Consider the following 25,723-nt stretch of genomic DNA (forward strand, 5'->3'; position numbering starts at 1 on the left):
CCGGCCGGCCCCGCCGGCACCGCCCGGCGGGCGGGCGGTGCTCCTGGCTTCGGCGGCCTCCAGGGCGGGGCGGGGCGCTCGGGCGGGGGTGGGGGCTGTCCATGCGGGGTGGGGGGTCATGCGGTGGCCTCCGGGGTGGACCGGGGTTCGGGGGCTGCCTCGGTCAGGGACGGGGAGGGGCCGGCCGGGACCGGCGCGCGGTCGCCGGCCGGGTCTCCTCCCGGGCCGGAGGGGCGGGCCGGGGTGCCGGGGCGGGCGGAGGCGACGACTGCCCACAGGACCCAGACCACGGCCACCAGGGCCCGCACCCAGGCGGGGCTCAGGGGGGTCCAGGGGATCATCAGGACCACCTTGTCGAAGGCGTCCAGCAGGGTCAGGCCGGCCAGCAGCAGGGTCAGGCGGGCAAGCCAGGGGCGGGTGGGGCGCAGGGCGATGCCCACGCCCGTCCACCACAGGCCGAGCAGGAGGAGGGCCAGGGCGGGGACGAACGTCGCGGTGAGGGACATGGTGGAGCCGGCCACGTCGAGGGCAAGGCCCGCCAGGCCCGACAGCGAGGCCACCGTGCCCAGGCGGGAGCCCCGCAGGCGGCGCCACCACAGCACCCCGCCGACCAGGAGCAGCACCACGGCCACGGCCAGCGCGATCTGGGTCTCGACCCGCTCCAGACCGCGTGCGCCGTACCAGTCGCAGCCGGCCGGGAGTTTGCGGGCCTGGACGCTGTAGTCCGCGCAGACGAGGAGCTGGACCAGCTTGACCGGTTCGCCGACCAGGCGGGCCGAGGCCCCCGAGACGTCGCCGCGCGCTCCACCGCACTGCGGGACAGTGGCCGGGGTGGAGCCGTCGGGTCCGTCCTGCCAGCAGTTGCCGCGGCCCTGGCCGTCCCACCACACGTCCATGCCGTTGGGGCGGGCGGCGCCGGACTTGTCCTTGCCCATGACGTTCCCGGCGTACCGGTTGTGGTGGGAGGTGTCCGCCTGCTTGGACCACTCCTCCTCGCCCCGGATGAAGGCGGGGACGGCGCTGAGGAAGAAGCCCGCGCGCTTGTGCCCGTACACCCAGTTGTTCTCGTAGAGGTTCCAGTTGCCGCCCGCGGTGATGATGCCCGTGCCCGGGGGCATGGAGATCTGCGGGCAGACCACGCCCCGCTCGTAGCCGCGCTCGATCGGCGGTTTGGCGCAGGTGCCGTCGGCGACGTAGCCGTAGTAGTCCTGGTTGTTGTCGTGGATCAGGTTCCGTTCGAACTTGGCGTGGTTCTGCGGGAGTCCGGGGTGGCCGGGGAAGGCGCTGTCCATCGAGGCGCCGCCCATGTTCTGGTCGAACTCGTTGTCGTGCACCCACACCGAGTCGCCCGCGGTGCCGGAGTAGCCGACCATGTTGTGGTGGCTGTGGCAGCCGGTGATCTCGATCGAGTACCGGGGGACGTCGTAGCCGCGGCCGTCGTTGATGTTGGAGGCGCTGCCGGGGTAGATGCCGGAGTCGCCGTTCCCGTACGACTCGCAGTTCTTGTAGAGCCCGTGGTCGCTGGCGAAGGTCAGGAAGCCGTACTCGTCGTTCCAGCGGGTCAGCACGTCGTCGATGACGAAGCCGTCGCCCGCGAGGACGTACAGCGAGTTGAAGGTGGTGCGCTGGGCGGTGAAGTTGCGGAAGTAGATGCCGTTGGACTTGTCGGCGCGGATGCCGTTGAGCTTCTGGTACTTGGCGTCGATGACGACGTCCATGCGGGAGGCGCCGGTGCCCTCGATCTGCAGGTTCGTCTTGCCGAGGATGGCGACGAGGTTCTGGTTGTGGCGGCAGGCCAGCTGCTGCTCGTAGCTGAGGATCTGGTAGCCGAGCGAGGAGTTCGGGGCCTTGAGCGCGGCGCACTCCCCCGTCGGCTTCCCCAGTGAGGGCTCTTCCTCGTACAGGCCGGGAAGGATCGCGATGTTCACCCCCGGCCGGTCGACGGCGTCGACGGCCTCCTGGAGGTGGCGGTAGCCGCTCTTCTCGCAGCGCTCGAACAGGGCGAGGTTGCGCTGCTTGAGCTCCTGCGGGAAGCCCGATATCCGGCGTTCGAAGTCGGGCCGGTCGGTCTTGCAGACCACCAGGTCGGGCTCCGCCTTGCGGTATTCCGGCACGGATCCTTTGCCGTCGGGGAAGGTGACGGGGCGCTCCTCGTGCGCGCTCGCGGTGGGCGCGGCGACGAGGAGGGACAGGAGAGCGAGGAGGGCGGCGAGGAGCGCCGCCGGCACGGCAGGAAACCTGCGGGTCCACGACATGCGCGTGAGAGTAGAGCATTGTTCATCTTTTGGGAGCCCCCTCCGCACGAATCCGATCAACGTCCGCGCGAATGCGATCCGCAGCCGATCACCGTTGACGAGCGGGCCGCGGAATCCTACTGTCGACCATAGGATTCCTTCGACGGAGCGGGAGCAGCAGATGAGCGAGCAGGCCAGGAAGACGGCGGAGGCACTGGAGTACCTCACCGGCTTCGGGAACGAGCACAGCTCGGAGGCCGTGCCCGGCGCACTGCCGCACGGCCGGAACTCGCCCCAGCAGGCCCCGCTCGGCCTATACGCCGAGCAGCTCAGCGGCAGTGCCTTCACCGAGCCCCGCACCCACAACCGCCGCTCCTGGCTCTACCGGATCCGCCCCTCGGCCGCGCACCCGCCGTTCACCCGCGTCGACAACGGGGCCCTGCGCACCGCCCCCTTCACGGAGGCCGTCCCGGACCCCAACCGGCTGCGCTGGAACCCCCTGCCCGACCCGGCCCCCGGCACCGACTTCCTGGCCGGGCTGTGGACCCTGGGCGGCAACGGCGACGCCACCCAGCGCACCGGCATGGCCGTCCACCTCTACTCCGCCAACGCCGACATGACCGACCGGGTGTTCAGCGACTCCGACGGCGAGCTGCTGATCGTCCCGGAGCGCGGCGGCCTGCTCCTGCGCACCGAGCTCGGACTGCTCAGCGCCGGCCCCGGCGAGATGGCCCTGATCCCCCGCGGCGTCCGCTTCCGCGTCGAGCTCCTCGGGGACGACGCCCGCGGCTACGTCTGCGAGAACTACGGCCAGCCCTTCGAGCTGCCGAACCTGGGCCCGATCGGCGCCAACGGCCTCGCCGCCGCACGGGACTTCCGGGCGCCGGTGGCTTCGTACGAGGACGTCGAGCGCCCGACCGAGGTGGTCAACAAGTTCTGCGGCAACCTCTGGTCGGCCACCTACGACCACTCCCCGCTGGACGTCGTGGCCTGGCACGGCACCCACGTCCCGTACGTCTACGACCTGCGCCGTTTCAATGTGATCGGGTCCATCAGCTACGACCACCCGGACCCGTCGATCTTCACCGTGCTGACCGCGCCCACCGACACCCCCGGGCTCGCGGGCGTGGACTTCGTGGTCTTCGCCCCGCGCTGGCTGGTCGGCGAGGACACCTTCCGCCCGCCCTACTTCCACCGCAACGTGATGAGCGAGTACATGGGCCTGATCGAGGGCGCCTACGACGCCAAGGCCGAGGGCTTCGTCCCCGGCGGCGGCTCGCTCCACAACATGATGTCCGCGCACGGTCCGGACCGTGAGACCTTCGACCGGGCGAGCGCCGCCGAGCTGAAGCCGCAGAAGATCGACGACGGCCTGGCCTTCATGTTCGAGACCCGCTGGCCGATCACCGCCACCGCCCAGGCGGCCGGCGCGGACCACCTCCAGCGCGCATACGACGACGTCTGGCAGGGGCTCCAGCGCCACTTCCGCGCCTAATATGCGCAGGACGCCGCCCCTGTCAGCCCTACGGAGACCCCACCCGTGACCGCCTTCGCCCCCGACTCACTGGTCCTGAACCGGAAGCTGCCGCTCTGGTACCAGGTGTCACAGTCCCTGCGCGCCTCGATACTCGGGCGCACGCCGGACGCCTCGCTGCGGCTGCCCACCGAGGAGCAGCTCGCCGAGCACTACGGGGTGAGCGTGCTCACCATGCGGCAGGCGCTCAAGGAGCTGGAGGGCGAGGGGCTGATCAGCCGGCACCGGCGGCGCGGCACCTTCATCGAGCCGGGGGCCCGGCGGGCGGCCCCGGTGCGGCTGCTGGGCTCGGTCGACGCGATCGTGGCCCAGCAGTCGGGCGAGCGGACGACGATCCTCGGACACGGCCGGACGACGGTGTCCGGGGAACTGCTGGAGCACTTCCCGGACACCGCCGAGGTGGTCACGTACCGCAGGCTGCGCCACGACCGCGAGAGCGGCGAGCCGAGCAACTGGGTGGAGAACGCGGTCCTTCCGGAGTTCGCCGAGTCCGTGGAGCTCGCCGATCTCGAACGGTGGCCGATGACGAAGGTGCTGCGGGACGTCGTCGGAGTGCGCATCAGCCGGATCACGGACACGGTCGAGGCCCGGCTCGCGGACCCGGAGACGGCCGAGCTGCTCCAGGTCCCGCTGCTCAGCCCGATCCTGCACTACACGGGCGTGACGTACGACGAGGACGGCCGGGTGGTGGACGTGGCGCGGATCCGCTACCGCGGCGACCGGTTCTCCTTCACGGTGACGGTCGACGCGCACTGAGCACGACGCCGGTCGCCACCGGTGGTAGCGCTACCGCTTCTCGTCGTCCTCCGCGGACCGCTCGCCCTCGGCCTGGGAGGGCGTGGTGCGCATCGTCTGCGGGTGGTGCGTCTGCTTCATCTGGCTCTCGTCCATGTCCTCGTCGAGCCGCTCCCCCTCGGCCTGCGACGGAGTCGAGTATTCGTCGTACTGACTCATGACGTCTCCTCGGTCGATTCAGCACATACACGCCATACGCGTACATAAGGAGCGTAGCTCTTCGGCCTGGGCGCAGCCCGGCCGCCGGGTCCCGTCGCTACCATCGGCGGCGTGAGCGAAGACGTACCGCTGCTGGACGATCTGATGCCCTGGTCCGTGGGCGGCCTGCGCCTGGGCCGGGACTGGGTGGCCGCGCCCGATCCGGCCGCCCTGCGCACCCGATGGGCGGCCCTGACCGGCGCCGAAGACGCCGAGCGGGAGCGGCTGTTCCGGCCGAGCCGGCTGCGCACGCCCGCCGCCGGGGCGGCCGCGCTGCCGGGGCAGCGCTCGGCGGCGACGGCCCGTTTCGCGGACGAGCCGGGTTCTTGCCCCGAGCCCGTACGGGTGCTCCGCGAGCCCTTCGACGAGCAGTGGCTCCTGCCCGACCAGCGACTGATCGACTCGGCCCGCCCCGAGCTGTGGCGGGTCCTGGACGAGCACCAGCTGTTCGTCGTCGAGATCCCCGAACTGCTGGTCACCGCGCACCTCCCGGCCGGCCGGCTCGGGCGGATCCGCCCCCTCCACCGGCGCCCCGGCGGCGCGGAGCCCAATGTCGCCCCGGGCCTGCTCCCCCTGCTCGGCGAACGCTACGGCGGCTGGGTCACCCCCGAGGACCTGCTGTGCTGGGTCCTCGCGGCCGGCCGCCCCGGGCCGCAGGGGTACGAGGTCCCCCTCGCGGCCGACCCCGACCGGTGGCGGGCCGGGCTCGAGCTGGGGCACCGGCTGCTCACCGTCCAGCTGCGCGGGGCCCGCGGCGGCGAACCGCCCCGGCTGCCCGGCGGGCGCCGGCCGTACGTCCGCTCGGCGGTCGGGGCGTGGCCGCACGAGCTCTCGTACGACGCGGAGAGCGAGACCCTCGGCCTCGGTACCGGCACCGTCTCGCCCGTGCCCGCCGGGGCCTGGGAGTACGAGGCGCAGGGCGTCCGGGTGCTGGAGGCCTGGTTCGCGGCACGCACCCGGCACCGCGCCCCGGATGCCGACGGGCTGGCGGCGCTGGGGCCGGCCGAGTGGCCACAGGCCTGGACCTCGGAGCTGCTGGCGCTGGTGACGACCTTGGCCCTGCTGGCCGCCCTGGCGCCGGAGCGGGCGGCCTTCGAGCCGGGCCCGGGCCCGTCCGCGGCCGAGCTGCGAGCGGCCGGAGTGCTGCCGCCACCGCGCTGGGCCCGGCGCCCGGCCTCGGTGCTGGACCACCAGGAGGAGGGCCCGGGCGGGCAGTTCGCGCTGCTCTAGGAACGGGTTGCGTACCCCCGATCACCCCCCATTCCCCCCCCATTCCCCCCGATTACGCCCCCGGTTACGAGCCCCAGGCCCCCAGCAGCCGGGACACCGACCGGTCGAACACGGCGGCCATGTCCAGCCCCGCGTCCGGTACGGGCGGAGCGCCGCCCGCGAGCGCCGCGGCCAACCTCGGGTACTGCCCGGTGGCCAGCCGAGAGCCGAGCCAGGAGGCCCGGACGCCCGCTTCGGCGGCCTCGCTCCAGGGCAGCGAGCGGGCGCGCTCGGCCAGTGCCAGCTCGCCCGCCACGTACGTGGACACCATGCCGTTGATCGCCGCGATGAGCTCCAGCTTCTCGCCGTCCGGAGCGTCCAGCGGGGCCAGGCAGTCCAGGTTGTGCTCCAGGTACGCCAGGGCGTTCGGGCTGAACCCGTGGACGGGGCTGAGAAGCCGCGGCAGCCACGGGTGGCGGTGCATGAGCGCCCGCGTCTGGCGGGCCAGCGCGAGCAGGTCGGCCCGCCAGTCGCCGGTCGGCCGCGTGAACTCGTACTCGCCGCCGACCGCGTCGACCATCAGCTCGTACAGGTCGTCCTTGCGCGGCACGTAGTTGTACAGGGACATCGTCCCGGCGCCGATCCCGGCGGCGACGCGCCGCATGGAGACGGCCTCGATCCCCTCCTCGTCGGCGATGCGCACCGCTTCGGCGGCGATCGACTCGCGGCTGTGCGCGGGTCGGGGGCCTCGACCGGCCCGCTGCGGGCGGGACCAGATCACTTCGGGTTCAGCGGGTCGCCCGCCGGCTGTCATCGCTCGGATCACCTCGTCGTCTCGCACACCATCTTAGTTACGTACGCCGTACGTAGTGGGGTAGGGTGCCGCACATGACTACTACGTACGCTGTACTTAGTGAGGGTTTGGAGAAGACCTACGGGGAGGTACACGCCCTGCGCGGCCTCGATCTCGCCGTGCCCGAGGGCGCGGTCTGCGGTCTCCTCGGCCCCAACGGCGCGGGCAAGACCACCGCCGTGCGGATCCTGACCACCCTCACCACGCCCACCGGCGGCCGCGCCCTCGTCGCGGGCCACGACGTCACCCGCGAGCCCGCCGCCGTCCGCCGCGCCATCGGGGTCACCGGTCAGTACGCCTCCGTCGACGGGGACCTGACCGGCCGCGAGAACCTCCGGCTCTTCGCCCGCCTCGCCGGACTGCGCGGCTCCGCCGGCCGGGCCCGCGCCGACGAGCTGCTGGAGCGCTTCGCGCTCGACGAGGCCGCGGACCGGGTGGCGTCCGGCTGGTCCGGCGGAATGCGCAGGCGCCTCGACCTGGCCGCCGGGCTGATCACCCACCCCCGCGTGCTGTTCCTCGACGAGCCCACCACCGGCCTGGATCCGTCGGCCCGCGAGCGGATCTGGACCGCCGTTCGAGAACTCGCCGACGAGGGCACCACGGTGCTGCTCACCACCCAGTACCTGGAGGAGGCCGACCGGCTCGCCGACGACATCGTGGTCGTCGACCGCGGCCGCGCCGTCGCGAACGGCGCCCCCGCCGAACTCAAGGCCCGGATCGGCTCCTACGCCGAGGTCACCGTCGCCGAGCCGGCGGCCCTCGCGGGCGCGGCCGTCGTACTGGACCAGCTCACCGGCGGCCGGCCCGCGCTCGACGAGGACCGCCTCACCGTCGGGGTGACCGTCCTCGACACCGGGCTGACCCTGCCTCGGATCATCCGCGAGCTCGACACCGCCGCGGTACCCGTCACCGACGCGAGCCTGCGCCCGCCCACCCTCGACGAGGTGTTCCTGCGCCTCACCCGCACCCCCGTGACCCAGAAGGAGAACGCGGCATGAGCACCCTGCTGTCCGACGGCGGCGCCATCCTGACCCGGCAGCTCCAGAAGGCCCGGCACGCCCCGACGCTGCTGATCCTCACGCAGACCATGCCGATCACGATGCTGCTGTTCTTCGGCTACGTCTTCGGCAGCGCGCTGGCGATGCCGGGCGCCGAGTACCGCGAGTTCCTGGTCCCGGGGCTGCTCGCCGCCACCGCCGCGAACGGCCTGATGACCGGCCTGTTCACGGCCGCGCAGGACGCCCATCGCGGGGTGACGGACCGCTTCCGGACCCTGCCGATGAGCCGCGCCGCCGTCCCGCTCGGGCAGACCGCCGCCGACCTCCTCACCACCGCCGCCTCGATGGTGCCGTTGATGCTGGTGGGGCTCGCGATGGGCTGGCGGGTCGAGACCGGCCTGCCGGGCGCGCTGGGGGCCCTGGGCGTGCTCCTGCTGTTCCGCTTCGCGAGCGCGTGGGTCGGCACTTACCTCGGCCTGCTGAGCAAGAGCGAGGAGGCGGCGGGGCAACTCGGTGGCGCCACCTTCGTGCTGCCGATGCTGTCGAGCGCGTACCTGCCGACGGCCGGGCTGCCCGGGTGGCTGCGCACGCTCGCCGAGTGGAACCCGATCAGCGCCGTCGCCACCGCCGTGCGCGAGTTGTGCGGAAACACCGGGGGCGCGGCCGGCGAGGCCGCGGCGGGCGCCGCCTGGCCGGCCGCGCACCCCGTGGCGGGGGCCGTCGTCTGGTCCCTGGTCCTGCTGGCACTGTTCGCGCCGGCGGCCACGCGCCGGTTCGCGCGCGGCCAGGGCTGAGGACGTTCCGCGGCGGGCACGACCCGGGAGGGTGACAGATCCCGGTCCGACCGGGTAGGCAGGGGCCCATGACCACCGAACCGCTCCCGTTGGACGGCATCACCGTCGTCGCCGTCGAACAGGCCGTCTCGGCCCCCTTCGCCACCCGCCAGCTCGCCGACCTCGGCGCGCGGGTGGTCAAGGTCGAGCGCCCCGACGGCGGCGACTTCGCGCGCGCCTACGACACCACCGCGCAGGGCCTCGCCTCGCACTTCGTGTGGGCCAACCGCGGCAAGGAGTCGATCGCGCTCGACCTGAAGGATCCGCGCGGCCTGGAGATCCTGCACGGGCTGCTCGCCGGCGCGGACGTATTCGTACAGAACCTCGCGCAGGGGGCCGCCGCCCGGCTCGGCATCGACTCGGCCGCACTGTGCGCGCGCTACCCGCAGCTGGTCGCCGTGGACGTCTCCGGCTACGGCGCGGAGGGCCCGTACGCCCACAAGCGCGCCTACGACATGCTCGTGCAGTGCGAGGCGGGGCTGGTCTCGGTGACCGGCACCCCGGAGCAGCCCGTCAAGGCGGGCATCCCGGCGGCGGACATCGCGGCGGCCATGTACGCCTTCTCCGGGGTGCTCGCGGCCCTGCTGCGCCGCGGAGTCACCGGGCGCGGGGGCAGGGTGGAGGTTTCCATGCTCGACGCGCTCGCCGAGTGGATGGGGCATCCGCTGCACCACACCATGCACGGCGGGGAACAGCCCGTACGGACCGGACTCGCGCACGCCGTGATCGCGCCCTACGACGCCTACGCGACGGCCGACGGGGACCGGGTGCTGCTTTCCGTGCAGAACGACCGCGAATGGCGGCGGCTGGCCGAGCAGGTGCTGGAGCGGCCCGAGTTGGCCGAGGACCCGGCGTACGCGACGAACGCGGCGCGCACCGGGAACCGGGAGAAGACCGACGCGGTGGTGGCCGAAGCGCTGGGCCGGCTGGGCGCGGACGCGGCGATCGGGCGGCTGGAGGCGGCGGGCATCGCCTGCGCGCGGCTGAACTCGGTGGCCCAGCTGGCCGGGCATCCGCAGTTGGCGGCCCGGGACCGCTGGCGGGAGGTGGAGTCGCCGGCCGGTCCGCTACGGGCCCTGTTGCCGCCGATCGGGCTGCCGGGCGGCGCGGCACCGCACATGGGTGCGGTGCCCGCGCTGGGCGAACACACCGAGGCCCTGCTGCGCGCCCTGGGGATGGCGGACGCACAGATCTCGGAACTGCGCCGGGACGGCGTGGTCGGCGTGCTCGCGTAGGTGCTCGCGTCGAGCGGGCCCGGGTGGGGCCTGCTCGTGTAGGGCCGGGGAACCGGACGCCGGGACGGCGAACGGCTGCGGTGCGGGGACGGTGGGGGCAGTTACGAGCGGCGGCTGCCGAAGAGCGTGCGACGCAGACGGCGCAGCGGCGCGAAGAGCGAGACGCGCGCGCTCCGGCTCCGCAGACGATGCGTGTGGTCGCGCGAGGTGAGCTCGCGCATCAGCAGGGTCGCCTCGGCGGTCTCCCGGTGCGGGACGGCGGGTCCGCCCAGCACGGCGAGGTGACGGTCGAGGCGCGAGCTGGTCGCGCTACTGCCGCAGGTGATGGCAGGCACGCGTGGCGGCCTGCTGCGCATTGCTATCTGTTCCATGATCTCTCCCCACCCGTACGAGGGCACCCGGCCCGGGCAGGTTAACCCTATCGTCCCCGCGTCGCCCTCGGGTATCCCGGTGGTGTGAATTACCCCTGTGGCGACGGGGAGTTGACGATTACTCAGCGGAGTCGACAGTCACTCTCCGCACAGGCTCGCCGAGTTCGGAGGGGTCCGCCGCGAGTCACGTCACGACAGGGGTCACCTGGCAGGCTCTGCGCTAACTTGGAGTGATCGCCTGATGACGCATGGGAGGCTCGCGTGAGTGGGAACGTGGGTGAATTGGGTGACGGGGGTGGGGAATCGCACTCCGATCGTGTCATCTCCGGTCGCTACCGGCTGCTGGAGCCCATCGGCCGCGGCGGGATGGGCATCGTGTGGCGGGCCCGGGACGAGGTGCTGGCCCGCGACGTCGCCGTCAAGGAGGTGCTGGCGCCGGCCTGGATGGAGGCCGGCGAACTCGCCCGGATGTACCGGCGCCTGGAGCGGGAGGCCTGGGCTGCGGCCCGCGTCGCGCACCGCGGGGTCGTCACCGTCTACGACGTGGCCTCCGAGGACGGCCGGCCCTGGATCGTGATGGAGCTGGTGCGCGGCCTCTCGCTGGCCGACGTACTGGAGGCCGAGGGGCCGGTGTCCCCGCAGCGCGCCGCGCACGTCGGGGAGCAGGTGCTGGCGGCGCTGCGCTCGGCGCACGAGGCGGGGGTGCTGCACCGGGACGTCAAGCCGGGCAACGTGCTGATCGCCAATGACGGCCGGGTGGTGCTGAGCGATTTCGGGATCGCGAGCCTGGAGGGCTCCTCGGCGATCACGATGCCGGGCGAGGTGGTGGGGTCCCCCGAGTACCTGGCCCCGGAACGGGCGCTCGGGCGCGAACCCGGCCCCGAGTCGGACCTGTGGTCGCTCGGGGTCATGCTGTACGCGGCCGTCGAGGGGGTTCCCCCGTTCCGGGGCGAGACCCCGCTGGACACCCTGCGGGCCGTGGTGGACGGGGAGTTGCCGCCGCCGCGCCGGGCGGGGCCGCTGGAGCCCGTACTGGAAGGGCTGCTGCGCAAGGACCCGGCCGGCCGGCTGCCCGCGGCGGAGGCGGCCCGGATGCTGCGGGTGGTGGGTGCGGGTGGGACCGTACGGGCCTCGGGCGGGCCGGTGTCGGGGCCGGACTCGCCTACGGCCGTAACGCACCATCACGACGACCGCGCCGACCACCGAGCCGCCCCTCACGACCGCCCGCACCAGCCGCCGCCGGCGCCCCTGCCCGAGCCGGAAGCGGCGCCGCGCAGCGGTGCCGGCGCGGTGCTGACCGCCGGGATCGTGGTGCTGCTGGCGGCGCTCGCCCTGTTGGCGTGGCTGGTGCTGAAGGACCGCGAGGGTTCGGGCGGCGGCGACAGCGGGGGCGTGGGCCCGACGGCTTCGGCGACCAGCACGCGGACCGCCACGACGACGCCCTCGACGGGGCCGTCCGCATCGGGTTCCGCGTCCGCGTCGGCGTCGCCTTCGGGCCCGGCGGGCCAACAGGTGCTCGCGTACGTGGACACCGTGCGCTCCACCTACACCGGCCCCTGCCCGCCGCCTTCGGAGCGGGCACCCGCCTTCACCGCCACGGTCGAGGTGGAGCGCACCCCGGTGACGCTGGAGTACCGGTGGGCCACGCGGAGCGGGACGAGTTCCGGCCCCGGTTGGCAGTCCCTCACGTACGAGGAGGGTGGGCCGAGGAGCCGACGGCTGGAGCACACCGAGCTCACGTACGCACCGGACGCGGACCGGGACGACGCCGTGCGGCTGGAGGTGCGGGGGCCGGCGGAGGTGGCCACGCAGTGGGTGGACATCTCCGTGACGTGCGAGAAGGAGACCCCGACGAGCGGGGCCTCCTCCCCCGTTCCGAGCCCGTCGCCGGTGTCACCGGGTCCGACGGCGAGCCCTCGGGCCGCCGATCAGGCCGCGTTGGTGAACACGGGCAGGTAGCCGCTGGACTGCCCGGCGGCGGTCGGGTGGTACGACTCGCCGATGTTCAGCCAGTTGACGCTGTGCAGCCACGCGCTGCCCGAGCAGATCTCGTGGCCCGTGAAGGCACCGGCGACCGAGGCGAAGGTGAAGCCGTGGTCGGCGGCGCGTTTGGCGATGGCGGCGTTGAGGTAGTCGGCCGCGCCGTTGATGGCGGAGCGTTCGCCCTCGCTCAGCCCGGCGGTGCAGGTGCCGTTCAGCTTGTAGAAGCGGGGGTAGCCGAGGACGACGACGCGCGCGGCGGGCGCGCGACCGGAGATGGCGTTGTAGACCTGGTCGAGCTGGCCGGGGAGGGTGGAGTCCACGTACGCCTTGGCCTGGTTGACGCGGGCGACGCAGGTGGCCTCGGACTGGAGCACACAGGTCGTCATGACGTCGGAGAATCCGGCGTCGTTGCCGCCGATGGTGATGCTGACCAGGTCGGTGCCGGAGTTGAGGGGGGCGAGCTGGCCGGACAGGACGTCTCCCGTACGAGCGCCCGAGCACGCGGCGAAGGAGAAGGTCTGCGGGGCGTGGGCGGCCGCCCACAGGGCCGGGTAGGCGCGGGTGGTGCGCTTGCAGTTGCCGCTCGCGCTGTCGTAGTTGCCGGCGCCGACACCGGAGGAGTACGAGTCGCCGAGGGCGACGTAGCCGAAGTCGGCCTGGGCGGCGGACGCCTGGCCGGCCCCGAACAGGGCGGCGCCCGCGGCGAGTAACAGCGAGGACGTCAAGGCGGCGAAACGCGTCATTCTCTTGCTCATGGGGGTGCGGCTCCTTGTGGGGGTTACTCCGGGGTTACTCCGGAGTTACTGCTGAGTCCGTGGTACAAGGAGCCGAGGTCCACTGGAAGTGTTCATGCCAAGAATTTTCGGAGCAGAGTTGCGGGCCGAATCTTCACCTCCGATGCGTTTGAAGAGGGAACTTGGGCACCCGAACCGGGGAAACACGGGTGCACGAGGGCACGGTGTGCCGGATCATGGGCGCCATGCCAGCCAACCCGTATGACGCGCTGCCGATCCGGCTCAATGTCGACGACAGCGATTCGCCGTCGGATGTCGTGGACGCGTTGTTCCTCGGTCGGTTCGCGTCCGGCGAACAGCCGTACTCGCACAGCCTGTCGATCGACCGGGTGAAGGCGGAGGCCACCCTGCTGCCGCCCGGCGCCGCCGTCCTGCGCTCGGCGCGCGACAGCGACCGCAGCGCCACGCTCGCGGAGGGCGAGGGCTGGACCGTGCTCGTCTCCCGCTGGAGCCGCGGCGCGGACGTCACGGTGACGGCGGTCAGCGACGAGCTCGCGCAGAGCGTGCTGGGCAAGGCCACGGAGGACGCGCAGGACGAGCCCGAACCGCAGCCGGACAACGTCACGATGGGCTTTTGGTACGTGTCCCCGCGCCGCGGCCCGTACCGGACGACCCGCCAGATCGCCGCCGGGACCTGGGCGGAGGTGCGGGCGAACTACACGGCGCCGGTGGCCGGGGCGATGGACCGGCTGATGAAGGTGACCCCGGACGACATCGCGGGCCGGCTGCTGCTGCTCCACGGGCCGCCCGGGACGGGCAAGACCTCGGCGCTCCGCACCCTCGCCCGGTCCTGGCGGGACTGGTGCCAGGTGGACTGCGTACTGGACCCGGAGCGGCTGTTCAACGACGTCGGCTACCTGATGGACATCGCGATCGGGGAGGACGAGGGCACGGCGAAGGGCCGTTGGCGGCTGCTGCTGCTGGAGGACTGCGACGAGCTGATCCGCGGCGAGGCCCGCCACACGGCGGGGCAGGCCCTGTCCCGGCTCCTGAACCTGACGGACGGACTGCTGGGGCAGGGCCGCAACGTCCTGGTCGGGGTCACGACCAACGAGGACCTCGAGCGCCTCCACCCGGCGGTGGTCCGCCCGGGCCGCTGCCTGGCCCGCATCGAAGTCGGCCGGCTGACGCACCGCGAGGCGGTGGACTGGCTGGGCACGGACGAGGGCGTGTCCCGCGAGGGGGCGAGCCTGGCGGAACTCTTCGCCCTGCGCCGCGGGACGGGCCCGGCCATGCTGCCGCCGCAGGCCCACTCGGAGGCGGGGCTGTACCTCTAGCCTCCGGCGGGCGGGCTGAAAGATCCAGCCCCGCCGGCGTTTGAGGCGCGGGGGTTCGGGGGCGTAGCCCCCGCAACGGCGCCGCGCCGGCGAGCGCTGCGGGGGCTACTGGGCGTACCGGGCCCGGAGGGCTTCGGTGGCGGCGGCCACCGCCTCGGCCTCGGTCAGGCCCAGCCTCCGCACCCGTTCCGCATACGCCTGCGCGGCGGCCGCGGCCTCGCGGGAGGCGCCCTCCCCCGCCGCCGCGACGAAGGTCCCGTTCCGTCCCCGCGTCTCGATCACCCCGTCCGCCTCCAGCGCCCGGTACGCCTTCGCGACGGTGTTCGCGGCCAGCCCCAGTTCCTCCGCCAGCCCCCGCACGGTCGGCAGTTTGAATCCCGCCGGCAGTTTCCCGGACCGGGCACGGTCGGCGATCTGCGCGCGCAGTTGCTCGTACGGGGCGGCCGAGCCGGTCCGGCCGTCGATGGTGATCTTCAGGTTCGTCGAGGTCACGGGGGCGATTGTCCCCCATCGCCGGTTAATTGGGGGGCGCTCGGCCCGGGCCCGCGCGTAGCGTCGGCCACATGACCGTTTTGATCCGCGACCTCCGTCCCGGCGACCCTGCGGACGCGGAGTCCGTCGTACGGGTACGCCGGCGCGCGCTGCCCTTCCTGCTGCACACCGCCGAGGGCGTGGCCTTCGAGCTCGCCTCCGCCCCTCCCGCCCAGCGGTACCGGATCCTCGTCGCGGAGACCGCCGACGGCCTCGTCATCGGCGCCGCCCAGGTCGGCATCGCCCATGACAGCCCCGAGCCAGGCCAGTCGAAGGTCAACCTCTACGTCGACCCCGCCCACCGCGGTCTCGGCGCGGGCACCCGGCTGCTGCGCACGGCCGAGGAGTACCTCGCCGCCGAGGGCGCGCTGGAGACGTACGCCTGGGTGTTGGACGAGCCCGTCCACCGCGCCTTCGCCGAGCGCCGCGGCTACCGCCCGAGCCGCTCCTCGCACTTCCTGAGCCTGGACCTGGCCGCGGCCACGCTGCCGCCGCTCCCGCAGGTGCTCCCGGCCGGCGTCGAGGTCCGCCCGGCTTCCGCTTTCGCCGCGGACCCGCGTCCGCTCTTCCTCGCCGACGCGGAGACCACCTCCGACGAGCCGAGCGACGTGGGCGTGGAGTTCGACGACTACGAGGAATGGCTCGGGCACACCTGGAACAACCCGGCGCTCGACAAGGAGCTGACCACCGTCGTCCTGGTCGACGGCGCGGTGGCCGCCTTCACGGCCGCCAACACCGACGGCACCACCCGCTACTCCTCGGGCATGACCGGCACCCTGCGGGCCTTCCGCGGCCGCGGGCTGGCCACGCTCGCCAAGATCATCTCCCTGCACCGGGCCCGCGCGGCGGGGTACACGGAGGCGATCACCGGCAACGACGCCGACAACACCCCGATGCTCGCCGTCAACAGGCGGCTGGGATACGAGATCCGCGTGACCGAGACGCGCTACGCGAAGAAATTGGAGGCAGTGTGAACGTGCAGGAGCTGACCGTGGCCCTGGTCAAGGCAGGCCGCGTGAAGATCCGCTACCCGGCCGCGCAGGTGGCCGACGACGGCGACCGGATCTCCGTACGCGCCCCCTGGGCGGCCGAGGGCGTGCGCGACTTCGGCTTCGTGCGCTTCGAGCCGGGCGACGTGTTCGTCGAGCACTTCTGGCGCACCCGCTGGTACGCGGTCAAGGAGGTGTGGACCGGCGACGGCGTCCTCAAGGGCTGGTACTGCGACGTCACGCGCCCGGCCGTGGTGCAGGGCGGGGAGATCACCGTGGAGGACCTGGACCTCGACCTGTGGGTCTCGGCGGACGGGACCTCGGTACTGCGCCTGGACGAGGACGAGTTCGCCGAGAGCGGCCTCGCCACCACCGACCCGGAGGCGGCGGCCCAGGCCGTCCGCGCCCTCGACGCCCTGGACCACCAGGCCCGCACCCCGGCCGGCCTGCCCGCGCTGCTCGTCTGAGCGGGGCCCGAAGCCGACCTGCGGCCGGCCCTCCCTTGGCCCCCGCTTACCGCTTCCTCAAGCACGACCCCAACCGGGCAGGACACCGGCCGGCCAAAGCCTCTCCGCCGACCTCATGGCCGACCAGCCGAACCGGCGGCAGTGGCGATTCGTTCGGTCGAGCCTCCGTGGCAAGAGCAAGAACCGACTTGAGGATTCTCCTACTGGATCACCCCAGCCACGCACGTCCGGCAGCGATACCCGGCCGGAGCACGAGACCCGCCAACCGTCCCGGGAGATGCGCATGCACACCACCCGGGACGAGTGCACCCATGTTCCCGAGCGACGTGAGAATACGAAGTCGAAGCGGGCACGTCAGTTGCGGCGCGCATGGGTGGTCGGGGCCCTGGCCGCACTGTGCACCGCACTGCTGCCCAGCGTTACCCCGCATGCCTCGGAAAACGAGTACCCGGGCCGGCAGCGCGACACCGCCTACGTGACCAACGCCGGCGACGACACCGTGTCGGTGATCGACACCAACAACGACAACAACCAAGTGATCGCCACCCCCATCGTCGGCAACAACCCGTACGGAGTCGCCGCCTTCTGACAGCCGCGGCAGAATCCACGACGAATCGCCCCCAGCAGAGCAAGACGAGGCTCTGCTGGGGGCGAATCATTTGCGTCTCGGCGACGGCAGGTCGCTGACATCAACGACGCCGGCCCTGGTGACGCCGAGAGGATTGCGGCACCGCTTGGGGAGCCGATCAGGGAGCCACCGGAGGTGCGGCGCATCCCGGATCTGCCTGGACTGCACGGACTCTCAGGAGCCGGAACCCTTGGGCTGTGAGGGCTCCGCAACGCCGATTCCTTGGCCCTCTCTTACCGCTTCCTTAAGCGGAGCCTAAGGATCAGCCCGTGCGGGCCGACGGCGGCGAAAGCGGTGGTGCGGGCGGTTAGTTTGGCTGGGCCAGGGAGGGCCGGAGTGGCGCCGTCGGGGGGCGGCGCCGCACTGCCCGGGTCCTTCTCCTCGGCTCGCCCCTGCCTTGCGCCCTAAGGAGATCCACCATGCCCGCACACCGCCCCCGCAGCGTGATCCGCATCGCGAGCGTCGCCCTCGCCCCGCTCGCGGTGGCCGCGTACGCCGCCGCTCCCGCGGCCGCGCACGGCTCGATGACGGACCCGGTCAGCCGGGTGGCGGCGTGCTACGCGGAGGGGCCGGAGTCCCCGAGGTCGGCGGCGTGCAAGGCGGCCGTCGCGGCGAGCGGGGCGCAGGCCTTCTACGACTGGAACGCGGTGAACATCGCCAACGCGGCGGGCAACCACCGGGCGTTGATCCCGAACGGCCAGCTGTGCTCCGCGGGCAACGACAAGTACCAGGGCCTGGACCTGGCGCGCGCCGACTGGCCGGCGAGCCCGATGACGGCGGGCGCACACACCTTCCGCTACAAGGGGACCGCCCCGCACAAGGGTTCCTTCGAGCTGTACGTGACGAAGGACGGGTACGACCCGTCGCAGCCGCTGAAGTGGTCCGACCTGGAACCGGCTCCGTTCGCGAAGGCCACCGACCCCGGCATGCAGAACGGCGACTACGTGTTCTCGGGCACCGTCCCGCAGAAGTCCGGCCGCCACCTGATCTACAGCATCTGGCAGCGCTCGGACAGCCCGGAGGCCTTCTACACCTGCTCGGACGTGGTCTTCGGCAAGGACAGCGGCAGCACGGCCAGTGCCCAGCCCACCACCAAGGCCACGGCCACCGCCAAGGCCGGTGCCGGGGCCGGTGCCGGCACGGCCCCCTCGGCGCCGACGGACAAGCAGATCGCCGACGGGGCGGACAAGTCCACGGTGGAGCACAACGGCCACGGCGACAACGACCCGAAGACGAACGGGAACTCGAGCACGGTCCCCACGACCACCACCGCCACCGCCGCCCCGGCCCCGACGCGCGGCACGAACAACCTCGCGGAGACCGGCGGCAACAGCGCCACCCCGACGATCGCGATCGCCGGGGCCGGTGTCCTCGCCGTGGGTGCGGCCGTGCTGTTCGGACTGGCCCGCCGCCGTACGTCGACGACGGGCCGCCACGGGCGCTAGCCCCTGGCCGTCAGTCGAAGACCGAGGCGCAGGTGGTCCGTTCGGCGTGTGCCGGGTCGAGGGCGTTGAGCGCCTCGTGCCACGCGATCCGGTCGGTGAGTCCGATGGCGACGTGCTCCGAGAGGTCCAGGACGCAGAGGTCCTGGAGTACGACGTTGCGGACGTTCGGGCCGTCGAGGAAGGCGCTCCGGTACGGGGTCACCACCTCGTCGTACTTGGTCGCGATCACCGTGTACTTCACACCGGGCACGGTGTCCCCGCCCGCGTTCAGCTTCTGCTGGAAGGCGGATCCGGCGATCTGGTCGGCGAGGCCCGGCGTCGCGGTGCTGATCAGGTGCTCGGCGCCGGGGAAGTACGGGAGGAGTTTGGTGAAGCCGAGCAGGTCGGTGCCGTGGTTGTCGGGGGCGAGCCCCACCAGGGCGTTGACCTTCTCGGCTCCGCCGAGGAACTTCAGGTAGTAGCGGGGCATCATGCCGCCCTGCGAGTGCCCGATGATGTCGGTCTTGGCGGAGCCGGTGGCGGCGAGCACCTTGTCGACGAAGACGTCGAGCTGTTCGGCGGACTTGTCGATGGGGCCGAGCCCGTTGAAGAGGGGCACGCCGGGCAGTTGCCCGTAGTCGAGCGAGTAGACGCAGTAGCCGCGGTGCACGAGGTACGGGGCGAGGCCGAGCCAGTTGTCCCACGAGTTGCCGAAGGTGCCGTGCACGAGCACGACGGGGCGCGGGTGCGCGGCGGACGGCTTGCAGGACCAGTTGTTCCAGCCGCTGGTGGGGGCGGTCTGGGCCTGTGCGACGCCGGTGGGGGCGACGAGCGCGGCGGCGGTGAGGGTGAGGACGGCCAGCTGGCGGAGCAGTCGTCTCCAGGGCAGCATCGTGTGATCTCCTTGCGGGTCGACTCAAGGGGATGGGGCGTGGGGGTTCGTCCCGTGATCCGGATCACAAGGGGGCGCTGCTGCCGCTAAATTACGGGCGGGTAGCAAGACTTGGAAGTTACGCGTCGGTAAAAATTCGCGTGTCGTGCGGGCGCGCGGCCCGGTGGCCCTCCGCGGGCGCGCCCTCAGGCCGCGAGCGTGCCCCGCGCGATGACGTGCGGCCCGAAGCGTGCACGGACCCGGTCCGTGACGGCCTCCAGCCTGCGAGCCTTCTCGTCGTCGGGGTCGAGGCTGAGCTGCCGCGCGGCCCCTTCGGCCGGGCCCAGGTCCTCGGCCCGCAGGGACAGCGCGCGGACCCTGGCCCGCTGGAGGCCGAGGCCCTCGTACAGGGCGTAGGCCGTGGCGGTCAGGGTGGGGGTGTGCGCGGTGGGTTCGCCGAGCGTGCGGGTCCGCGTGAGGGTGGTGCGGTCGGCGCAGCGCACGGTGAGCGAGAGGGTGCGGCAGACCTGGCCCCGGCCCTGTTCTCGTGTACGAAGCCGCGCGCCGAGTTCCTCGGTCAGCGAGAGCAGCGCCCGCCGGTGCCGTGCCGGATCCAGCTCGTCCAGGTCGAAGGCCCGCTCGGCGGCGATGGTCCGGGCGGCGGCTCCCGGCCGGACGGGGGTCCGGTCGATGCCCAGGGCGCGTTCGTGCACCTCACGGCCGAGCCGGGCACCGAGGATCCGCCGCAGCGCCGCGGGCGGTGCGGCGGCGACCCGGCCGACGGAGTCGAGACCGTAGGAGCACAGTGTGCGGGCGGCCTTGGGGCCGACCCCGTCGAGGGCGCCGACGGGTTTCCCGGCGAGGAACTCCCGTACCGCGGCGGGTTCGTCGGGGACCAGCAAGGTCCCCCCGGGCCGGGCCTCGCGGGCCGCCGCCTGGGCCAGCATGGGGTTGCCGGCCACGCCGACGGCGGCGTCCACCCCATACAGGGCGAGGGCCCGCACCCGGATCACGGCGGCCAGTTGGACGGCGTCACAACCGAAGTACCGCAGCGCGCCCCGGACATCGGCGAGGGCGGCGTCGGGCGGCAGTGCCTGCACGGCCGGGGTCAGTCCGCCGAGCAGCCCGAGCACCCCGGCGTACGCCTCGGCCCCGAGCGGCCCCCCGCCGACGGGGTACAGCCGCAGGCACATCACGGCCCGGCCGACCGCCGCCCGCGGGGAAGCCGGGGGGACCACGGATGCGGCCGGGCCGGGGGGCGCGGCTGCGGGGTCCGGCCCCCGCAGACCACCGGCAGCGCCCGCTCCCGCGGTTGCGTCTGCCGCTGCCACCACCCCTGCGACCGCGCCGGACCCGCCCCGCGCGTCCCTGCCCCGGCCGGTGGTCATCCCGCGCTCCCCGGGCTGGAGTGCCACAGCTTGCGGCCGGTCGCGGGGCCCTCGCCCGGCGGCTGGAGGTCGGCCCAGGGGTTCATCTCGTACCCCGTGGACATGCGGATCCGGCGGCCGGGGCCCTGCGCGCCCGCCGTACCGTCGCCGTCACTCCCGCCGGAGGCGCCGTCGCCCTCGCCGGTGGCGGCCAGCCGGGCCGCCACCGCGTCCAGGCCGCCCGCGGCCCGCAGTTCCACCAGCTCCGCCAGGTTCCACGCCGCCGCCCCGACCACGCTCAGGCTCTGCGGGCCTCGCCGCTGCACGACACCCCGGACCAGCAGCAGGAAGGAGTGGAAGACGGTGTGCGCGCAGCGCTCGTGGCTGTCGTCGAAGAAGGCCAGGTCGACCAGGCCCGTCCCGTCGTCCAGGGTCGTGAAGATGACCCGCTTCCCGGACCGGATCGGTGGGGTCTGGGTGGCCGCCTTGGCGCCCGCGACCAGTACGGTCTGCCCGTGCCGGGTGTCCCGCAGCCGCCGCGCCGGGATCGCTCCCAGTTCGGCCAGGAAGGCGTGGTGGTCCGCCATCAGGTGCCGCGAGGCGTCCATGCCGAGGACGCCCAGCTCGGCGCTGAGCCGTTCCGCGTCGGAGAGATCCGGCAGCCCGACGGAGGCCGTGGACCGACCGCCCTCCAGCGGGAGTTGGGCACTGCCCCGGCCGCCTCCGCGCACCCCGGCCGCCCGCTGCGCACCGTGCAGTTCCGTCAAGTGCAGCAGCAGGTCGCGGCGGTTGGCCCCGAAGGCGTCCAACGCCCCGACCTGTGCGAGCCGTTCGGCGATCGGGCGTCCCGGGTGCGCCCGGTCCCAGAAGTCGCGCAGGGAGGCGTACGGCTGCCCGGCCTCGATCCGGTCCGCCTCGGCGCCGCTGATGCCGTGGACGTCGGACAGGCCGAGGCGCAGCCCCCACACCGCCCGGGGCACTCCGTCGGACACCAGTTCGATGCGATGGGCGACCGCGGACCGGTTCACGTCCAGCGGCAGCACCGGCACGCCCCGCCGCCGCGCGTCCGCCAGCAGCAGCCGCTTCGGGTACATCCCCGGGTCGTGCGTGAGCAGCCCGGCGTAGAAGGCCGCCGGGTGGTGCGCCTTGAGCCATGCAGACTGGTAGGTGGGCACCGCGAAGGCCACCGCGTGCGCCTTGCAGAAACCGTACGAGCCGAAGGCCTCCACGATCTCCCAGGTCCGGGCGATCACCTCCGGCGGGTAGCCGCGTTCCCGCGCCGTCCCCGCGAACCAGGCCTTGATCCGCCCCTGCGACTCGGGGTCGGACAGCCCGCGCCGCACGCGGTCCGCCTCGTCCCGCCCGCAGTCGGTCATGACGTGCACGATCTCGATGATCTGCTCGTGGAAGACCACGACCCCGTACGTCTCGCGCAGCGCGTCCGCGAGGTCCGGGTGCGGGAAGCGCACCGGCGCCCGCCCGTGCCGGGCCTCGATGAACGGCCGCACCATGTCGGCGGCCACCGGTCCCGGCCGGAAGAGCGAGATGTCCACGACCAGGTCGTGGAAGGTCGACGGCTGGAGCCGCCCCACCAGGTCACGTTGGCCCGGGGACTCGATCTGGAAGCAGCCCAGCGTCTCGGCCGAGCGGATCAGCTCGTACGTGGCCCGGTCGCCCGGCGGGACCTGCGCCGGGTCGTCCAGGTCGAGCTCCTGCCCCGTGCCGCGCCGGATCTCGGCGACCGCGTGCGCCATCGCCGACTGCATCCGCACGCCCAGCACGTCGAGTTTGAGCAGCCCGAGCTCCTCCACGTCGTCCTTGTCGAACTGGGACATGGGGAAGCCCTCGCCGCTGGTGGGCAACACGGGCGTGCGGGCGAGCAGGGAGGCGTCGGAGAGCAGCACCCCGCACGGGTGCATGGCGATCCCGCGCGGCAGCGCGTCCAGCGATTCGACGAGCTCCCACAGCCGGCCGTACGACTCCCCCCGTACGTCGCGCAGTTCGGGGAGCTCCTGCAGTGCGGCGCGGGCGTCGCGGGCCCGGATGTGCGGGAAGGCCTTGGCGAGCCGGTCGACGGCGGCCGGGTCCATGGACAGAGCGGCGCCGACGTCGCGGATGGCGTGCCGAACCCGGTAGGTCTCGGGCATGGAGACGGTGGCGACGCGCTCGGCGCCGAACCGGCCGATGATCCGCCGGTAGACCTCCAGCCGGCGGGCGGACTCCACGTCGATGTCGATGTCGGGCAGGACGCGGCGGCGTTTGGACAGGAAGCGTTCCATCAGCAGTCCGTTCGCGACGGGGTCCGCGTGCGCGATGCCGAGGAGGTGGTTGACGAGGGAGCCGGCGCCGGAGCCGCGGGCGGCCACCCGGATGCCCATCTCCCTGACGTCGTCGACGACTTGGGCGACCGTCAGGAAGTACGAGGCGTAGCCGTGGTGGGCGATGATGTCGAGCTCGTGGTGCATCCGCTCCCAGTACGCGGGGTCGTCCGCGTAGCCGCGCAGCACCATGCCGGCCGAGGCGCGGGAGGCGAGGACCCGCTGGGCGGTGCGGTGGGCCGCACCGACGAGCCGGGCCTCGGGGAAGCGCACGGAGCCCATGCCGAGGTCGTCCTCGGGGTCCACGGAGCAGGACCCGGCGGTGCGCAGCGTCTCCGCGATCAGGCGGCGCGCGTCGGCGGGGCGCTGGCCGGCGGCCTGCGCGATCCGGTCGGCGGCCTCGGCCATGGCGGCGGGGGCCTTGAGCCACCGCTCGCCGGTGTCGAGGGGCCCCCGGGGGTCGATGGGGACGAGCCGGCGGGCGGCGTCGAGGATGTCGGCGACCGGCCCCTGGCCGGGGTCGGCATAACGCACGGCGTTGGTCAGCACGGCCGGGACGCCCTGCTCGGCGGCGAAGCCGACGGTACGGGCGGCCAGTCGCAGGGAGCCGGAGCCGGTGCCGGTGCGGCCGTGGTGGACGGCCTCCAGGCGGACCGCGTCCCCGAACACCTCCCGCCAGGGCGCGAGCAGCCGCGCGGCCCGGTCGGGCCGCCCCGCGGCGAGCGCCCGCCCCACGTCGGACCCGGGCCCGAGCAGCACGAAGAGTCCCTCCCCGCGCAGCACCTCCCAGGGCACCACGGGCTGTCGCCCCGCGTCCCCGACGGGGGCCGCGTGGGCGGCGGTGATCATCCGGCACAGCTCGGCCCATCCGGCGGCCCCGTCGCGGGCGAGGAAGACGGCCCGCGCGGCGGACTCGTCGACGAAGGCCCCGCCCTTGACGGGGGTGCGCCGCCGGTACGAGGCCTCGCCGGCGCCGGCCGAGCCCCCCGACCCGGCCGACCCCGCCGGAGGCGACACGGCCAGGTCGGCACCGAACAACGGCCGGATGCCCTCCTTCGCGCACGCCTTCGCGAACCGCACCGCGCCCGCCAGGGTGTCGCGGTCGGTCAGGGCGAGGGCGTCCATGCCCCGCTCGGCGGCACGTTCCGCCAGCCGTTCCGGGTGCGAGCCTCCGTAGCGCATGGAGAACCCCGAAACGGTGTGCAGATGCGTAAAACCAGGCACCCGCGGCCTCCTGCTTCGATCGACTGAACACCTCCCCCAGCTCCACCATAGAGCAATTCGAATATCCGTGCGAAACACTTGTTCGACCACACAACAGGAGGTCATCCATTCGGCCCACCCCTGCTGCGCCCGTCCCCCGCCCCGCCGAGCGTGGGGGCATGACCCAGCGCACCGAGAGCACCGACGCAGGCGGGTCCGGCGGCTTCCTCGCCGAGATCAAGGACGCCGTGACCACCCGGGCAGCCCTGCTGGTCCTGGGGGTGCTGGCCCTCCAGCTCGCCTTCATCACCTCGTACATCGGGGCCTTCCACCACCCGAAGCCCAGCGAGATCCCGATCGCCGTGGCCGCCCCCGTCGAGCAGCTCACCGAGCGGACCGTGCGGCAGCTCGACGCCCTGCCCGGCAAGCCACTCGACCCCCGCGCGGCCCAGGACAGGGCCGCCGCGATCGAGCGGATCGAGAACCGGGACGTGGACGGCGCGCTGATCGTCAACCCGGCCGGCACCACCGACGAGCTGCTGGTCGCCTCCGGCGCCGGCGCCTCGCTCTCCCAGGCCCTGGAGCAGATCGTGGGCCTCGCCGAGAAGGCCCAGGGACGCACGCTCCAGGTCACCGACGTGGCCCCGGCCGACGCGGGCGACAGCCGCGGCCTGAGCTCCTTCTACCTGGTCGTCGGCTGGTGCGTGGGCGGCTACCTGTGCGCCGCGATCCTCGCGATCAGCGCCGGCGCCCGGCCCGCGAACTCCGCCCGCGCCGTCATCCGGCTCGGCGCGCTGCTCCTGTACGCGATCGCCGCGGGCCTGCTCGGCGCGGTCATCGCCGGCCCGGTCCTGGGCGCGCTGCCCGGCAGCATCATGGGCCTGTGGGGACTCGGCACCCTGGTCGTCTTCGCGGTCGGCGCGATCACCCTCGCCTTCCAGGGGCTGGCGGGCGTGGTCGGCATCGGCCTCGCGATCCTGCTGGTCGTGGTGTTCGGCAACCCGAGCGCGGGCGGTGCCTACCCGTACCCGCTGCTGCCACCGTTCTGGAAGGCCATCGGCCCGGCCCTGCCACCGGGCGCCGGTACGTACGCCGCGCGCTCCATCGCGTACTTCAAGGGCAACGACGCGGGCGGCGCGATGCTGGTGCTGGCCGGCTGGGCGGTGCTCGGCTCGGCGGTCACCCTGGCCTGCGCGGTCTTCCGCAAGGGCCGCCCGGGAGCCGCGGTGGGCAGCGGCCTCCCCGACGACGCCCCCTCCGTCCCCCGCTTCGCGGACGAGGGCACGGACGCCCGCTGACCACCGGGTGGCGCCTCAAAGATCCGGGGCTCCGCCCCGTACCCCGCGCCTCAAACGCCGGCGAGGCTGGATTTTGCCCGGCCCGGGACTGGATGGTGCGGGGAAGCCGGTTGTCTCCCAGGACGGGGACGGGGCGGGGTGTTGTCCGGGACGTAAAACGTGATTTGTGGCGCGCACCCACCCGCACCAACGAAGACACGTCCAGGCGCCATAAATCATGAGTCCCGGACAACACCCCACCCCGGCCCCGGCCCCCACACGCAGCCCCGCCAGGGACACCGCCCCGCCAGGGGACACCGCCCCGCCCGGCCGA

Annotated in this window: 22 protein-coding genes; 13 read left to right on the plus strand and 9 right to left on the minus strand. The window is 73.3% G+C overall.

Going from position 1 to position 25,723, the window contains the following annotated elements; genetic code table 11:
* Nucleotides 1-116 precede the first annotated feature (116 nt).
* Nucleotides 117-2,255: a right-handed parallel beta-helix repeat-containing protein gene (locus ACFV9H_RS07115; RefSeq protein ID WP_385394425.1), complete on the minus strand. Its 2,139-nt coding sequence runs from the start codon at nt 2,253-2,255 to the stop codon at nt 117-119.
* A 160-nt stretch (nt 2,256-2,415) separates the two neighbouring features.
* Between ACFV9H_RS07115 and hmgA the strand changes: the two genes are divergently transcribed.
* Nucleotides 2,416-3,729 (plus strand): homogentisate 1,2-dioxygenase, encoded by a 1,314-nt coding sequence (hmgA, locus tag ACFV9H_RS07120; protein WP_385394427.1) that lies wholly within the window; start codon nt 2,416-2,418, stop codon nt 3,727-3,729.
* A gap of 45 nt (nt 3,730-3,774) precedes the next feature.
* Nucleotides 3,775-4,524, plus strand: a complete 750-nt coding sequence (locus tag ACFV9H_RS07125; RefSeq protein WP_385394429.1) for a GntR family transcriptional regulator — start codon at nt 3,775-3,777, stop codon at nt 4,522-4,524.
* Between the two features lie 30 nt (nt 4,525-4,554).
* Here the strand turns inward: ACFV9H_RS07125 and ACFV9H_RS07130 are convergent, their stop codons facing one another.
* A complete protein-coding gene (locus ACFV9H_RS07130; RefSeq protein ID WP_385394431.1) occupies nt 4,555-4,722 on the minus strand; it encodes a hypothetical protein in 168 nt (55 codons plus the stop codon).
* Between the two features lie 144 nt (nt 4,723-4,866).
* On the opposite strand from ACFV9H_RS07130, the gene ACFV9H_RS07135 reads away from it, so the two are divergent.
* On the plus strand, nt 4,867-5,991 hold the full coding sequence (locus ACFV9H_RS07135) for a type ISP restriction/modification enzyme (protein WP_385394635.1): 1,125 nt from the start codon (nt 4,867-4,869) through the stop codon (nt 5,989-5,991).
* Between the two features lie 64 nt (nt 5,992-6,055).
* On the opposite strand, the gene ACFV9H_RS07140 is transcribed toward ACFV9H_RS07135, so the two are convergent.
* The gene (locus ACFV9H_RS07140) at nt 6,056-6,784 is read right to left on the minus strand and encodes a TetR/AcrR family transcriptional regulator (RefSeq protein WP_385394434.1); all 729 of its coding nucleotides are present in this window, start codon (nt 6,782-6,784) and stop codon (nt 6,056-6,058) included.
* A 74-nt stretch (nt 6,785-6,858) separates the two neighbouring features.
* Here ACFV9H_RS07140 and ACFV9H_RS07145 point away from each other — a divergent pair, with 74 nt between their 5' ends.
* From ACFV9H_RS07145 to ACFV9H_RS07155, 3 genes are all read left to right on the plus strand, one after another.
* Entirely contained in the window at nt 6,859-7,821 is a 963-nt protein-coding gene (locus ACFV9H_RS07145; protein ID WP_385394436.1) for an ATP-binding cassette domain-containing protein, read from the plus strand.
* Nucleotides 7,818-8,615, plus strand: coding sequence for an ABC transporter permease (locus tag ACFV9H_RS07150; protein ID WP_385394438.1), 798 nt, complete (start codon nt 7,818-7,820; stop codon nt 8,613-8,615). Before ACFV9H_RS07145 ends, ACFV9H_RS07150 begins: the two co-directional genes overlap by 4 nt.
* Before the next feature lie 68 nt (nt 8,616-8,683).
* Nucleotides 8,684-9,889, plus strand: coding sequence for a CaiB/BaiF CoA transferase family protein (locus tag ACFV9H_RS07155; protein WP_385394440.1), 1,206 nt, complete (start codon nt 8,684-8,686; stop codon nt 9,887-9,889).
* A 101-nt stretch (nt 9,890-9,990) separates the two neighbouring features.
* Here the strand turns inward: ACFV9H_RS07155 and ACFV9H_RS07160 are convergent, their stop codons facing one another.
* Nucleotides 9,991-10,260, minus strand: a complete 270-nt coding sequence (locus ACFV9H_RS07160) for a hypothetical protein (protein WP_076046471.1) — start codon at nt 10,258-10,260, stop codon at nt 9,991-9,993.
* Nucleotides 10,261-10,626: 366 nt separating this feature from the next.
* Here ACFV9H_RS07160 and ACFV9H_RS07165 point away from each other — a divergent pair, with 366 nt between their 5' ends.
* A complete protein-coding gene (locus ACFV9H_RS07165; protein WP_385394638.1) occupies nt 10,627-12,219 on the plus strand; it encodes a serine/threonine-protein kinase in 1,593 nt (530 codons plus the stop codon).
* Here the strand turns inward: ACFV9H_RS07165 and ACFV9H_RS07170 are convergent.
* Complete coding sequence (locus ACFV9H_RS07170) at nt 12,189-12,998, minus strand: SGNH/GDSL hydrolase family protein (protein ID WP_385394442.1); 810 nt, start codon at nt 12,996-12,998, stop codon at nt 12,189-12,191. The genes ACFV9H_RS07165 and ACFV9H_RS07170 overlap by 31 nt on opposite strands.
* A gap of 224 nt (nt 12,999-13,222) precedes the next feature.
* On the opposite strand from ACFV9H_RS07170, the gene ACFV9H_RS07175 reads away from it, so the two are divergent.
* Complete coding sequence (locus ACFV9H_RS07175) at nt 13,223-14,314, plus strand: DUF5925 domain-containing protein (RefSeq protein WP_385394445.1); 1,092 nt, start codon at nt 13,223-13,225, stop codon at nt 14,312-14,314.
* A 105-nt stretch (nt 14,315-14,419) separates the two neighbouring features.
* Here ACFV9H_RS07175 and ACFV9H_RS07180 read toward each other — a convergent pair whose 3' ends face one another.
* A complete protein-coding gene (locus ACFV9H_RS07180) occupies nt 14,420-14,806 on the minus strand; it encodes a GntR family transcriptional regulator (RefSeq protein ID WP_385394448.1) in 387 nt (128 codons plus the stop codon).
* Nucleotides 14,807-14,877: 71 nt separating this feature from the next.
* On the opposite strand from ACFV9H_RS07180, the gene ACFV9H_RS07185 reads away from it, so the two are divergent.
* The 4 genes from ACFV9H_RS07185 to ACFV9H_RS07200 all read left to right on the plus strand — a co-directional run bounded on the left by ACFV9H_RS07185 (nt 14,878) and on the right by ACFV9H_RS07200 (nt 18,374).
* Nucleotides 14,878-15,819, plus strand: a complete 942-nt coding sequence (locus ACFV9H_RS07185; RefSeq protein ID WP_385394450.1) for a GNAT family N-acetyltransferase — start codon at nt 14,878-14,880, stop codon at nt 15,817-15,819.
* Entirely contained in the window at nt 15,816-16,301 is a 486-nt protein-coding gene (locus tag ACFV9H_RS07190; protein WP_385394452.1) for a DUF402 domain-containing protein, read from the plus strand. Before ACFV9H_RS07185 ends, ACFV9H_RS07190 begins: the two co-directional genes overlap by 4 nt.
* A 283-nt stretch (nt 16,302-16,584) precedes the next feature.
* A complete protein-coding gene (locus ACFV9H_RS07195) occupies nt 16,585-16,890 on the plus strand; it encodes a hypothetical protein (protein WP_385394454.1) in 306 nt (101 codons plus the stop codon).
* Between the two features lie 458 nt (nt 16,891-17,348).
* Complete coding sequence (locus ACFV9H_RS07200; RefSeq protein WP_385394457.1) at nt 17,349-18,374, plus strand: lytic polysaccharide monooxygenase; 1,026 nt, start codon at nt 17,349-17,351, stop codon at nt 18,372-18,374.
* A 10-nt stretch (nt 18,375-18,384) separates the two neighbouring features.
* Here ACFV9H_RS07200 and ACFV9H_RS07205 read toward each other — a convergent pair whose 3' ends face one another.
* The 3 genes from ACFV9H_RS07205 to ACFV9H_RS07215 all read right to left on the minus strand — a co-directional run bounded on the left by ACFV9H_RS07205 (nt 18,385) and on the right by ACFV9H_RS07215 (nt 24,091).
* Entirely contained in the window at nt 18,385-19,245 is an 861-nt protein-coding gene (locus ACFV9H_RS07205; protein WP_385394459.1) for an esterase/lipase family protein, read from the minus strand.
* Nucleotides 19,246-19,430: 185 nt separating this feature from the next.
* Entirely contained in the window at nt 19,431-20,417 is a 987-nt protein-coding gene (locus ACFV9H_RS07210; protein WP_385394641.1) for a hypothetical protein, read from the minus strand.
* 191 nt (nt 20,418-20,608) lie between these two features.
* Nucleotides 20,609-24,091, minus strand: coding sequence for a DNA polymerase III subunit alpha (locus tag ACFV9H_RS07215; protein ID WP_385394461.1), 3,483 nt, complete (start codon nt 24,089-24,091; stop codon nt 20,609-20,611).
* A 200-nt stretch (nt 24,092-24,291) separates the two neighbouring features.
* Between ACFV9H_RS07215 and ACFV9H_RS07220 the strand changes: the two genes are divergently transcribed.
* Nucleotides 24,292-25,410: a DUF3533 domain-containing protein gene (locus ACFV9H_RS07220; RefSeq protein ID WP_385394464.1), complete on the plus strand. Its 1,119-nt coding sequence runs from the start codon at nt 24,292-24,294 to the stop codon at nt 25,408-25,410.
* Nucleotides 25,411-25,723 lie beyond the last annotated feature (313 nt).

The sequence above is a fragment of the Streptomyces sp. NPDC059874 genome (assembly GCF_042731135.1).
Classification (GTDB): domain Bacteria; phylum Actinomycetota; class Actinomycetes; order Streptomycetales; family Streptomycetaceae; genus Streptomyces.